Origin of the sequence: Bacillus sp. AM1(2019), assembly GCF_009906915.1 — a bacterium.
GTDB lineage: Bacteria > Bacillota > Bacilli > Bacillales > Bacillaceae > Bacillus > Bacillus velezensis.
On sequence record NZ_CP047644.1, the window covers coordinates 1796691 to 1811657 of the forward strand.

Consider the following 14967-nt stretch of genomic DNA (forward strand, 5'->3'; position numbering starts at 1 on the left):
AATGGAGGCAGCTCTATGAAAAGTGATATGAAGGCAAGCGGGTTACTCAAGCCATCTGTCAGCTATGGAAAATCATTGCGGCTTTCAGCGGATCAGCCGATGACGATTCCTGAAGTCCTGCACAAAACCGCCGCGGCAGCGGGAGATCAAAAGGGTATCACATATATACAGCCTGACGGCACCAAAGTGTACCAGACTTACAGCGGCCTGAAAAAGATCGCTCTTTCGATTGTGAAAGGGCTCCGCCAATCAGGAGTGAAGGCTCAGGATGAAGTCATATTACAGCTCAGTGACAATTCCCAGCTGATTCCTGCTTTTTGGGGCTGTGTTTTTTTAGGAGCGATCCCGGTTCCGCTTGCGGCCGCTCCGGCTTATACAGAAATGAACAGCGGGACGCAAAAACTGAAAGACGCCTGGACGCTGTTGAATCAGCCGTATGTCATCACAAGCCGTGACGTGCTGCCGGAGATGACTGAATGGGCGGAGGAGCAGGAGCTTTCCGGGTTTTGCGCTTTGGCGGCAGAAGATCTCAGTGCGCACGAAATGGATACGGACTGTCATCATCCCCGTCCGGAAGATTTGGCGATGCTGCTTTTGACCTCGGGAAGCACGGGCACGCCGAAAGCCGTGATGCTCAGCCATGAAAACATCGTCTGCATGGTCAAAGGAAATATTCAGATGCAGGGCTATACAAGTGAGGATGTCACGTTTAACTGGATGCCTTTTGACCATGTCGGCGGCATCGGAATGCTTCATCTGCGTGATGTTTATCTCGGATGTGAGGAAATCAACATACCGAGCGAATCCATTTTGATGGACCCTTTAAAATGGCTCGACCTGATTGATCATTACCGCGCTTCGGTCACGTGGGCCCCAAATTTTGCCTTTGGGCTGCTTGCTGATTTTGCAGAAGAGATTCAAACGCGGAAATGGGACTTATCTTCCATGCGTTACATGCTGAACGGCGGGGAGGCCGCGGTTGCGAAAGTCGGACGCAGAATTATGGAGCTTTTAGAGCCGCACGGTCTGCCGGCTAATGCCATCCGTCCCGCATGGGGAATGTCCGAAACGTCTTCGGGCGTTATTTTCTCAGATGAGTTTACACTGGAAAACACGAATGACGACGATCGTTTTGTCGAGATCGGTCTGCCGATCCCGGGATTTAATATGAGAATTACGGATGACCGCAATCAAGTGGTGGAAGAAGGAGAAATCGGCCGCTTCCAAGTGTCGGGTCTGACTGTAACGAGCGGATATTATGAGCGCCCGGACTTAAACGAGAGTGTCTTTACAGAAGACGGCTGGTTTGAAACGGGAGATCTCGGATTTCTGCGTGAAGGCCGCCTGACGATAACGGGGCGCACGAAAGATGCCATCATTATCAACGGTGTGAATTATTACAGCCACGCCATTGAATCAGCCGTTGAGGAATTGCCGGAAATTGAAACGTCATATACAGCGGCATGCGCCGTCCGGCCGAATCAAAGCACGACAGATGAGCTGGCGATTTTCTTTGTGACATCTGTTCCGTTGGATGAGAATCGCATGACGAAGCTTCTTCATAACATTCACCAGCACGTGACACAGAGAATCGGCGTTACCCCTGATTATCTGCTTCCGGTCGCAAAAGAAGACATTCCTAAGACGGCGATCGGGAAAATCCAGCGCACTCAGCTGAAACATTCATTTGAACAAGGGCAATTTGATTCATTACATAATAACAGACAAGAAGGCGGCAATTCAGACACGGCTTCTGGAGAGAAAGAAATTGAACGGGATTTTATCCGTTTTCTGAAAGAGGAACTTTCCATCGCAGAGGAGCTCGTTGATCCAAATACGCCGTTTCAAAGTCTTGGCGTCAATTCCATCAAGATGATGAAACTCGCCAGATCAATTGAAAAAACGTATCACATCCGGCTGACGGCAAGAGAGCTGCACAAAAACCCGACGATTGGCGCTTTAGCGGCTTATACTGCTGAAAAAGCGGCAAACATGTCAGCGGACCATCATCCCCAAAAAGCCGAACCGCCGGCAGAACGGGAGAGACGGCAAACGGCGCCAGCGCTTTCAGAAGTCCAAAAAGGGCTGTGGACATTGCAGAAAATGTCGCCTGAAACGACTGCATACCATGTCCCGCTCTGTTTCCGATTCACATCCGGAATCGACAAAGAGAAACTGAAACAGGCGTTTCAGCTCGTATTAAAGCAGCATCCGATGCTCAAAAGCGCCGTGAATGAAACAGACGGCGGGTTTTATTTCATAGAATCGGCAGATCCTTTTGTATTCTCGGAAGAAGATATTTCTGACGTCAATGAATCACAAATATCCGCTCTGATACGGAAAAAAGTGAAAGAGCCGTTTGTCAAAGAAGGCGGGCCTTTGCTGCGCGTGCAGCTGCTTTCAAAATCCGCCGAGGAACATTATCTTTTGACGGTCATTCACCACATCGTGTTTGACGGCATTTCATCCATTACATTTATTCACAGTCTGCTGGATCATTATCAGGCGCTGCTGGAGGGAAAAGAAGAGTTTACGGCTGCCGCTCCCGGCATTCATCCGGATTTCGCGGCTTGGGAAAAGCGGTATTTAGCGGGTGAAGAAAGCAAAGCTGCCCGCGCTTACTGGATGAAACAGCTCGAGGGCGATCTGCCTGACCTTCAGCTTCCGCCGATGCGCACGGACAGCAGTGTTCCGGAGTTTACAGAAGATACGCTGACACGCCGTCTTCCCGAACGGCTGCTGAATAATATAACGGCGTTTGCCGCATCCCGTTCGATTCATTTGTCTACCGTCATGCTGAGCTGTTACATGGTGCTTTTAAGCAAATATACGGATAAGGAAGATATTGTGACAGGCATGCCTGCAATGGTCAGACCCGAAGAACGCTTTGACGGAGTGGTCGGCCATTTCCTCAACATGCTTCCCATACGGAGCAGAGCCGGACGAAAAGAAACATTTGCTGACTTTGTTCAAAAGGTGCAGGATGCCGTTCTGGACGGACTGGATCACTCATTTTATCCGTTCCCGAAAATGGTGCGTGATGTGCATGCGAAACCCCGGCAGAACGGTTCGCCTGTTTTCAGCAATGCCTTTTTCTATCAGAACTTTCTGCAGCATTCGAGCTATCAATCGATGCTTGATGAATACAAGGAATTCTCCTGTGAGTTTGTAAAAGACATTCATCAGGAGGGGGAATATGATCTTGTTTTTGAAATGTGGGAAGAAGCATCAGGCATGGATCTTACGATTAAATACAGCACCGAATTATTCGACGAAGCAGGGGCGGCCAGGCTTTTCAGCCATTTTGTACAGGCTGCTGAAGCTTTGACGGCGAATCCGGATATGCCGCTTGAGAACGTTTCTCTCATGACAAAAAGAGAGGAGCACATGATTCTTAAGACTTGGAATGAGACAAGCCGTGAATATCCGGATGCCTGCTTCCATGAATTATTCGAACGTCAGGCGGCAGAAACGCCGGACGCTTGTGCGGTCGTGTATGAACAGCAAAAGCTGACGTACCGTGAGCTTGATGAAAAAAGCACGAAGCTGGCGCTCTATTTGCAGGCGCACGGTGCAGGCCCTGATGATCTCATCGGCATTTATACAGACCGTTCATTGCATATGGCTGTCGGCCTTCTCGGCATTTTAAAAGCCGGGGGAGCGTATGTGCCGCTTGATCCTTCTTATCCCGCTGACAGATTGGAATATATGATCACCGACAGCAGGATTTCAATGTGCCTGACGACAGCTGATTTAGAGCACTCTTTGAACTGGGGAGGCGTGCAGACAACTGCCATTGACCGCGATTGGTCTCATATTGAAAGTACAGCCGCGGAAAGAACGTCGCTGAAGCGGTTAGTGACACCTGACGATCTGGCGTATGTCATTTACACGTCGGGCAGCACGGGCAAACCGAAAGGCGTGATGATTCCGCACCGGGCGCTGACCAACTTCTTACTCTCGATGGCGAATGAACCGGGGCTTTCGTCCGAAGACAAACTGCTTGCCGTCACGACATATTGCTTTGACATCGCGGCACTGGAGCTGTACCTTCCTTTAATCAAAGGAGCGGAGTGCAACATCTGTAAGACAGAAGTCACAAAAGACGCACGAAAGCTGAAAGAGCTGATTCAAGAGTACAAACCGACGATCATGCAGGCGACGCCGTTTACGTGGAAAATGCTCTTTCATTCCGGATGGTCAAATGAAGAAAAAGTGAAAATCCTTTGCGGCGGAGAGGCGCTCAGCGAACAATTGAAGCAGCAGTTTCTAGATACGAAAAGTGAGGCTTGGAATATGTTCGGGCCGACAGAGACGACAATCTGGTCCGCGGTGCAGCGTATCACGGAAAATGAGAGTGCGCTTACGATCGGACGCCCGATCGCCAATACCCGCGTGTATATTATGGATTCCGGTCTCAACCCTGTTTTAGAAGGGGTGCCGGGAGAACTTTGTATTGCGGGAGACGGATTGGCAAGAGGGTATTTCAACAAGCCTGAGCTGACAGATAAAGCTTTCGTCAGCCACCGGCTCGAACTGGGATCAAAGCTTTATAAAACAGGCGATATGGCGCGTTTTCTCCCCGGCGGCCGCATTGAATACATGGGACGGATGGATACCCAAGTTAAAATCCGCGGCTACCGGATTGAACCCGGAGATATTGAGAGCAGGCTGAATGCCCATCCGGCCGTACAGGAAAGTGTAGTGGTTGTGAACAATCACTCCGGAAATGAGAAGCTTTGCGCGTTTTATATCCGGAAAAACGGAGAGCCGCTTCCGTCTGCAAAGGAATTGCGCAATCATTTGAAACAAGCGCTGCCGGCCTATATGACGCCAGCTTCGTTTATCCGTCTTGAAGAGCTGCCGCTTACGCCGAACGGAAAAGTGGACCGCAAGCTTCTTGCTGCCCGCGATCTGACGGAAAAGCAGCCGGACACACAAACATTTTCATCATCTCATATCCAGCAGGCGGTGCTGGCGATTTGGCAGGATGTATTGAAAAGCAAAGATATAGAGCTTGATGACCGCTTTTTTGATGCGGGGGGAGATTCGCTTCTTGCCGTGACTGTCACTGACCGGATGACGCAGGAATTGGATTGTGAATTCAGTGTAACGGAGCTGTTTGAATACGCGACGGTAAAAGACATCAGCCGGTATATCGCTGAACAAAAACCGAAAGAAGCCGTTTTGGCTCCTGTACCGCAAAAGAAAGTGAATGCAGAAGACCGGGAACATCCGGCGGGAGAATTTCCCGATTATTACGAGGACAGCCTTGCGGTTATCGGTATATCCTGTGAGTTTCCGGGAGCGAAAGATCATTATGAATTTTGGAATAACATCAAAGAAGGAAAAGAAAGCATCACCTTCTTTTCAAAAGAAGAGCTCCGCCGATTCGGTATTTCTGAAGAACTGGCTGATCATCCCGGCTTCGTTCCGGCTAAATCAGTTTTAGAGGGGAAAGAAATGTTTGATCCCGGTTTCTTCGGCTTTTCACCGAAAGATGCGGAATATATGGATCCTCAGCTGAGAATGCTTTTGCTCCATTCATGGAAGGCAATCGAGGATGCGGGATATATCTCCAAAGAAATTCCGGAAACAAGCGTGTATATGTCTGCCAGCACGAACTCTTACCGCAGCCTGCTGCCGGAGGAGACGACAGCACAGCTGGAAACGCCGGATGGCTACGTGTCATGGGTGCTTGCCCAAAGCGGTACGATTCCGACGATGATTTCTCATAAACTCGGGTTGAAAGGGCCGAGCTATTTTGTCCATGCCAACTGCTCATCTTCGTTAATCGGCCTGCATTCGGCTTTTCAAAGCCTGCAGTCCGGCGAAGCTAAGTACGCCCTTGTCGGCGGTGCGACCCTTCATACGGAATCAAGCGCCGGATATGTTCATCAGCCGGGGCTGAATTTTTCAAGCGACGGGCATATTAAAGCGTTTGACGCGGATGCTGACGGAATGATCGGCGGTGAAGGGGCCGGCGCCGTGCTCTTGAAAAAAGCGTCTGATGCCGTTAAGGACGGCGACCATATTTATGCGCTGCTGCGCGGAATCGGCGTCAATAACGACGGAGCGGATAAGGTCGGATTTTATGCGCCGAGCGTCAAAGGACAGGCTGAGGTCATTCAGAAGGTCATTGATCAGACGGGCATACATCCCGAAACGATCGCGTACGTCGAAGCTCACGGCACAGGAACAAAACTCGGCGATCCGATCGAACTGTCCGCACTTCAATCGGTGTACGGCCGATATACAGATAAAAAACAATACTGCGGCATCGGTTCAGTCAAAACAAATCTCGGGCATTTGGATACAGCGGCCGGAATGGCGGGCTGCATCAAGATTGTCATGAGCTTATATCATCAGGAAATCGCGCCGAGCATCAATTACAAAGAGCCGAACCCGAATCTTCATTTAGAAGACTCTCCGTTTTACGTAGCGGAAGAAAAGAAAGAGTTAACCCGTGAGAACAGAGCGCACCGCATGGCTTTAAGCTCTTTCGGCCTTGGCGGAACAAACACACACGCGATTTTTGAACAATATCCGGATGCATCCGAAGCAGCAGACGCTGCCGGTCCGTTCATCATTCCGTTGTCTGCCAGAAAAAAAGATCGTCTGAAGGAGTACGCAAAACAGCTGCTGGCTTTTCTGGAAAGAAAAACGGACACAGACCTCGCTGATCTTGCCTACACGTTCCAAGTCGGAAGGGAAGCGATGGAAGAGCGCGCGGCCTTTATCACAAGCGGCACTGCGGAGCTGAAGCGGCAGCTTGCCGATTTTATCAATGATAAGCCGGCTGTAACAGGCTGCTTCAGAGGAGAAAAACAGCAGGCGAAAGATATTGCCTGGCTTTCTGATGATGATGACAGCGCTGAACTCATTGAGAAATGGCTTGCGAAAGGAAAAGGATCGAAGCTCTGTGAAATGTGGAGTAAAGGCGTCGCCATTAATTGGCACAAGCTTTACAAAGACGAGCATCCGAAACGAATCAGCGTGCCGGTCTACCCGTTTGCAAAGGAGCCGTACTGGCCGAAAAAAGCAGAAAAGAACACATCTGCCGCACACACCGGAGTCTCAGTTTTACACCCGCTCGTGCAGCAAAATACGTCAGATTTGGCCGTTCAGCGGTTCAGCTCACGGTTTACAGGCTCAGAATTTTTCCTGAAGGATCATGTGGTCAGGGAAAAAGCGGTGCTGCCGGGAGCGGCATATTTGGAAATGTCTTATGAAGCGGTAAAACGGGCGCTTGGCGGCTTATTAAAAGACCAAGACAGAATAACGCTCCATCATACCGTCTGGATGAAGCCGATCGTCGTTCACGAACAAGAGCGCCAAGTCCATATTGCGCTGTTCCCTGAAGAGGACGGCATCATCTCATATGACATTTACAGCGTCAACGCTGACGGCGAAGAAGTGCTGCACAGCCAAGGACGGGCCGAGATCATAAAGGCTGAACGAGAGCCTGAGGCCGACCTTTCTGCCATACAAAACAGGTGCACAGCGGACATTCTTGATCCGGCGGCCTTTTATCGGGAAGGCCGGAGCAGGGGGATGTTCCACGGAAAAGCCTTCCAAGGCATTAAGTCCGCCTTTATCGGCGAGAAAGAAGTGTTTTCGGACATACAGCTTCCGGATTCTGTTTCTCATACGAACGGACAATTTACGCTTCATCCGAGCATCATTGATTCGGCTATTCAGACGGCGACGATCTGCATTATGCAGGAGTTTTCCGGACAAAAGCTGATTCTGCCGTTTGCGTTGGAATATCTTGAAGTCATCAAAGCATGCACGCCGACTATGCGGGCGCATGCACGCTTCAGCGATGGATATCAAACCGGTGATTCCGTGCAGAAAGCCGACATTGACCTGTTCGACGAAACAGGAGCGCTTTGCGTGAAGGTGAGAGGATTCTCTACGAGAGTGCTTGAAGGCGATGCAGAATCGGCTCAGCCGCCATCAGGATCGGAAAAGGTCTTGTTTGCACCGGTCTGGAAAGAAGCCGCCGCATCCGAGAAAGCTTCTGTCCGTGCTGATGAGCATTTGATCATACTTTGTGAAGATGCCTGCCGTATAAAAGATGAAACGGCATTCGGCCTGAAAGACGCCGAACTGCTGATTGCAGAAGGTGAGGGTGAAACAGCCGCTGAACGCTTCCAAAGCTATGCGCAGACAATCGCCGAACACATCCGGCGGATCATCAGCGAAAAAAGGCAGGGCCGCATTCTGATTCAGACCGTTATCTCAGCAGACGGCAGCCAGCAATTGTTTGCAGGGTTAACAGGTTTGTTAAAAACAGCCGAGCTGGAATACGGAAAACTTGACTGTCAGCTCATCGAAATGGAATCAATCGGCGAAATGCCGGCTGTCGCTCAAAAACTGAAAAACGACAGTCATCGGCCGCATGATAAACATATCCGTTATAAAGGAGAAAAACGGTATGTGAAGGCTTGGGAAGAAATGCATCCCGCAGGGGGCGGCATCGTCTGGAAGGACGAAGGTGTATATCTGATTACCGGAGGCGCGGGAAGCCTGGGGTTGATGTTCGCAAAAGAAATCGCAGGTCGCGTAAAACATCCGAAAATCATTCTGACAGGCCGCTCAAATCTGACAGAAGCCAAACAGCGTGAGCTTGCTATGCTTCAGCATTCAGGCGCAAATGTCGTCTACAAAAAGCTGAATGCGGCAGACCGGCGGGAAAATGAAGCGCTGATAAAAGAGATTACGGCGGAATTCGGAAAGCTTAACGGAATTATTCACGCTGCGGGAGTGATACAAGACCGCTTCCTGCTGCAAAAAACGAAGGAAGAGTTCAGAGAAGTGCTTGATCCGAAAGTCATCGGAACCGCTTATTTAGATGAAGCCAGCAAAGACTGTAATCTTGACTTTTTCGTATTGTTCTCCAGTGTTTCCGGCGTTCTCGGCAATGTCGGGCAGGCTGATTATGCCGCCGGCAACGCGTTTATGGATGCATACGCCGCTTACAGGCAATCCCTTACGGAGAATGGCCTTCGGCACGGAAAAACGGTCGCCTTTAACTGGACGCTGTGGAAAGATGGCGGTATGCAGGCGGGAGACGAGACGGAGAGAATGATGAAAAAAGCTTTCGGCATGGTTCCGCTTCAAAAGGCGTCAGGCCTGGCTGCATTTTATGAAGGAATGGCTCAGGAAAAGCCGCAGCTTTTAGCAGCTGAAGGACAAGCTGCAAAATTAAAACAGTCGTTCCTGTCCGTTTCTGAAACTGAAAAGCCGCAGGTGAAGAAAATAGAGCCTGTATCCGCCGTTTCGGGAGACAAATGGCACGGTGCGCTTATCAGATTGGTCAGTTCAATTTTAAAAGTCGGCCAAGACGAGATTGATATTGATACGGAACTGAGTGAATACGGTTTTGATTCCGTATCCTTTACCGTCTTTACGAATCAATTAAATGAAGCGTATCGGCTGGAACTGGCGCCGACGATCTTCTTCGAACACGGGACGATCCGCAGTTTAGCAGAGTATTTGACGGATGAGGCAGAAGCCGGCCTTCCTTCTCAGCCGGAAGAAAAACACGATGCAGAAGAATCTCTTCAAACGCTTCACACCGCTTTGACAGCCATGGTAAGCGGCATTTTAAAAGTTGACCGTGAGGACATTGAGACAGATACGGAATTGAGTGAATACGGTTTTGATTCCGTATCGTTTACCGTCTTTACGAATCAATTAAATGAAGCGTATCAGCTGGAGCTGGCGCCGACGATTTTCTTTGAGCACGGAACGATCAGCGGTCTCGCCGGATATTTGGCAAAAGAGCATCCGGGCCGTTTCGGCGAAAAGAAGAAAGAGTCTCCGAAAAAAGAGCAGCCAAAAGCCCAAAAACCGAAAATGCAGCGGAAAAAGCGCTTCGCAACTGTAATGAACGCTGCGGCAGCGACAAAAGAGCCGCGCCGCTTGGACCCGATTGCCATTGTCGGAATCAGCGGCCGATTCCCGGGCGCGAAGGATATAGAGGAATTTTGGCGCAATTTGAAAGAAGGAAAGGATTCGATCACAACCATTCCGAAAGAACGCTGGGATTGGCAAGCGTTTGATGGCGACCCGAATCTTGAAGGGAACAAAACGAATATCAAGTGGGGCGGCTTTATCGACGGAATAGCTGAATTTGATCCGCTGTTCTTTGGGATTTCACCGCGGGAAGCCCAATATTTAGATCCGCAGCAGCGGCTGTTATTGACTTATGCATGGCGGGCGATAGAAGATGCGGGCTGTAAGCCGGAAAGCCTTTCCGGCACAAATACGGGCGTCTTTATCGGCACCGGAAATACCGGTTATAAAGATTTGTTCACAAGGGCAGGTCTTGCGCCGGAAGGACATGCGGCGACAGGCAGCATGATTCCTTCCATAGGTCCGAACCGTTTGAGCTATTTGTTAAATCTTCACGGGCCAAGTGAGCCGATTGAAACGGCATGTTCAAGCTCGCTTGTGGCGATTCACCGGGCGGTATCCGCTATAGAAAACGGAGAATGCGACATGGCGATTGCCGGGGGAATCAACACGATTCTGACGGAAGAAGCGCATATCAGCTACAGCAAAGCAGGCATGCTCAGCAAAGACGGAAAATGCAAAACCTTCTCCAAAGATGCCAACGGGTATGTCAGAGGAGAAGGCGCGGGAATTCTGATGCTGAAGAAACTGACAGATGCAGAACGTGACGGCAATCCGATTTACGGCGTGATCCGCGGTACGGCTGAAAACCACGGCGGCCGGGCGAATACGTTAACCTCGCCGAATCCGAAACTGCAGGCTGATTTATTGGTGAAAGCATACCGGAAAGCGGGAGTGGACCCGAGCACCGTCACTTATATTGAAGCGCACGGTACAGGAACGGAATTGGGCGACCCGATTGAAATAAACGGTTTGAAAGCGGCGTTTCACGAGCTGGCGAAAACAAATCAAGAGCCTGAAGTCTTCGGTCACCGCTGCGGCATCGGTTCGGTCAAAAGCAATATCGGCCATTTAGAGCTTGCCGCGGGAGTATCAGGCGTCATGAAAGTGCTTTTGCAAATGAAGCACAAAACGCTGGTGAAAAGCCTGCATTGCGAGACGATCAATCCGTACATTCAGCTCGATGACAGTCCTTTCTACATCGTGCGGGAAAATCAGGAATGGACGGCAGCAAAAGATAGAAACGGAAATGCCATTCCGCGCCGGGCCGGGGTCAGCTCATTTGGCATCGGCGGGGTCAACGCCCATATCGTCATTGAAGAGTATGTCCCGAAAGCAGCCGCTCAGCCTGAGCACAGCCCGGAAAATCCGGCAATCATCGTTTTGTCCGCCAAATCAAAAGAAAAACTGTTTGAACAGGCGCGGCAGCTGCAAAAAGCGATCCGTCAAACGCCGTATACAGATCAAGACTTGGCGGGCGTCGCTTATACGCTGCAAACCGGAAGGGACGAAATGGAAGAGCGCTTGGCCATTCTTGCAGCGACGATGGCGGAATTGGAAACAAAGCTGGAAGCATTTACGAAAAATGAGAAAAACATTGCCGGGCTGTATACCGGCCAGTCTCACCGCAGTAAAGATACGTTTGCCTTGTTCACCGCAGATGAAGATATGGACATCGTCATTGACGCCTGGATTAAAAAAGGAAAATTCGCCAAGCTGGCAGAGGTATGGGTGAAAGGCGGCGTATTGAATTGGAACCGGCTGTATGAAAAGGGTACGCCGCGTTTACTCAGTCTTCCGTCTTATCCGTTCGCAAAAGACACGTATTGGGTGCCTGAGAATCCTGACAAAAAGAAGGTCCATACAGAGGAACGGATGAAACGTATTCTGACGAAACAATGGGAACCGAGCCCGCTCGAACTGGGTGAACCGTGCGCACGTTCCGTTGCGATTTTGACAGGCGGGGACACGATCAATCTCGCAGAAGAGATCGCAGCGCATATGCCGAATCACCGTATCATCACAGGATCAGACCTTGCCGGTGAATATGACTGGCAGGCGTTTGGCGGCGTCATCGACCTTCTCGGCGCAGCGAAAGAAGAAGCTTCTGAAGATATGACCGGTATCAAATGGCTTCAGCAATTGATTGAGCATGGGCATAAAGAAGGGATGACACTGCTTTGTGTCACGAAAGACCTTGAGTCATTAAATAAAGAGGCCAATCAAACAACAGGAGCAAAACGGGCCGGTCTGTACAGAATGCTGGCGTGCGAGTACGGTCATCTGTCTTCAAGGCATCTCGACCTTGAAGGAGGGCTTTCTGATGACAAACTGGCGAAGCAGATTGCCGATGAGTTTCATGCCCGCACTGATGACGCGGAAGTTTGCCGGAGGAACGGCTTGCGTTACCGCGCTGTATTAAGCGGCTCAGAAAACATGGATATGAAAGGCGAGAGAATTGATTTTCCGGACAACCATGTGCTTCTGATCACCGGGGGGACGAGGGGGATCGGCCTTTTATGCGCACGCCATTTTGCCGAACATTACGGAGTGAAAAAACTGGTGCTTACAGGCCGTGAGACCCTTCCGCCGCGAAGTGAGTGGACGGGCGGACTGAATGGGGTGACGGCTTCTGTAAAAGCGAAAATTGAAGCTGTTCTCGACTTGGAATCCAAAGGTGTACAAGTGAAGGTTTTGTCAGTCCCGTTAGCTGATGAAGCCGGGCTGAGACAGGAACTGAGTCAGATAAAACAGACGCTCGGACCTATCGGCGGCGTGATTCACTGCGCGGGTGTGACCGATAAAGAGACGCTCGCATTCATCAGAAAAACCGATGAAGACATACAGCGCGTGCTCGAGCCGAAAGTAGACGGGCTTCAGGCGTTATACAGTGTGCTCAGCGAAGAGCCGCTGAAGTTTTTCGTCTTGTTCTCTTCCGTGTCAGCTGCGATACCGGCGCTTTCGGCAGGACAGGCCGACTATGCCATGGCCAATGCGTATATGGACTATTTTGCAAACTCATACAAAGAGCAGCTGCCGATCGTAAGCATTCAGTGGCCGAACTGGAAAGAAACCGGAATGGGCGAAGTAACAAACAAAGCTTATAAAGAGAGCGGGCTATACAGCATCACGAATGCAGAAGGATTACAGCTCCTTGACGGCATACTTCTTGAATCAGCAAGGGGCCCGGTGCTGCCGGCCGTTCTGAATCCTGAGCTGTGGAAGCCGGAGCGATTCCTGCGGCGGAGCAGGCAGGATCAGCCAATAAGTCCGGCTATGGTAAAACCGGCGGAAAAAAACGCTGACACTGCCGCAGATAACGCTCAATTAACAAGGAAAACAGAAGAATGGCTGAAAGAATTATTTTCTGAAGAGCTGCGGATTGATCAGGACCAGCTTGAGACAGACGTATTATTCCAAGATTACGGAGTGGATTCCATTATTCTTGCTCAGCTTCTGCAGCGGATCAACCGGAATCTCTCGGCATCGCTTGACCCGTCCATTCTGTATGAATATCCGACGATTCAATCTTTCGCAAATTGGCTTCTCGAAGGATATACAGAAGTTTTGTCAGAACGGTTTGATTTGGCGGCGGAGCCTGTTATGAAGAAGCCGGCTGAGCCGGTGATTGAAACACAAGCCGTTAAGGTGCAAGAAGAGCCGGCCGGAAAACAGATTCACCGGGAAGATATCGCGGTCGTCGGCATGTCCTGCCGGTTTCCGGGGGCGGCTTCTTTAGAGGCGTACTGGTCGCTTTTGGCTGAAGGCCGTTCGGCTATCGGTCCTGTTCCGGCTGAGCGATGGGGTTTGAAGACGCCTTATTACGCGGGAATGCTTGATGGAATTCATCAATTTGATCCGGACTTCTTTTTACTGGCTGAAGAAGATGTAAAGGCAATGGACCCTCAAGCTTTGGCCGCTCTGGAAGAATGCCTTAACCTGTGGTATCACGCTGGCTATACGCCGGATGAGATAAAGGGAGAAGCAATAGGTGTGTATCTCGGCGGACGCAGCCGTCACAAACCGGGTGAAGAGAAACTGCTGGATGCGAAAAACCCGATCGTCGCGCTGGGCCAGAATTATTTGGCCGCAAATCTCTCTCAATATTTTGATATGCGCGGCCCGAGTGTTGTCCTCGATACGGCTTGTTCTTCTGCTTTAGTCGGCATGAATATGGCCGTGCAGGCTCTTGTAACAGGAGAAATAAAAGCGGCCGTCGTCGGCGGCGTGAGCCTGTTTGAATCAGAAGAAACCCATAAATTATTTGAACAGCGCGGCATATTAAGTAAAGCGCAGTCGTTCCATGTATTTGACGAACGCGCCGATGGAGTCGTGCTGGGCGAGGGTGTCGGAATGGTTCTTTTAAAAACCGTGTCTCAGGCGATTGAAGACGGAGATTCTATTTATGCCGTAGTGAAGGCGGCATCCGTCAATAATGACGGAAGAACGGCAGGCCCGGCTACGCCGAGTCTGGAAGCGCAAAAATCCGTCATGAAGACGGCTCTTGAAAAAAGCGGAAAACAGCCGGAAGACATTACTCATATTGAAGCGAACGGTTCAGGCACGGTCGTGACGGATCTGTTAGAACTGAAGGCCATTCAATCCGTCTACCGTTCAAAAGACGCCGGCCCGCTCGGAATCGGATCTGTGAAACCGAACATCGGGCACCCGCTTTGCGCGGAAGGAATTGCAAGTTTCATAAAAGTTGTTCTCATGCTGAAAGAAAAGAGCTTTATCCCGTTTTTATCAGGCGAGCATGAAAATACACATTTTGATAGAGAAAAGGCCAATATTCAGTTCAGCCGCACTCTGGCAGACTGGCCGTCACCAATACCGGCGGCAGGAATTAACTGCTTTGCCGACGGCGGAACAAACGCCCACGTTATTGTGGAAGCGTGGCAGGAAGACGAAGGGCGCCCAATCAAGCGCCATCCTTTAACACCGCCTGCATTAAATAAGCGGCTGATTTCGCCGGACAGCAAAGAAGAAACGAACGAAAAAGCTGCGGCAAACATCTGGGATACCTATGAAGTGGAGGTTTAA

At 50.4% G+C, this 14967-nt stretch carries 1 protein-coding gene; it reads left to right on the forward strand.

All coding sequences use genetic code 11. The annotated features are described in order from the left end of the window. The first annotated feature begins 15 nt into the window (after positions 1 to 15). Entirely contained in the window at positions 16 to 14967 is a 14952-nt protein-coding gene (locus GNE05_RS09075) for a non-ribosomal peptide synthetase (RefSeq protein WP_160182676.1), read from the forward strand.

Excerpts from the sequence above, each read along its gene's own strand:
- GNE05_RS09075 (WP_160182676.1), top strand. The coding sequence starts at position 16 with ATGAAAAGTGATATGAAGGCAAGCGGGTTACTCAAGCCATCTGTCAGC.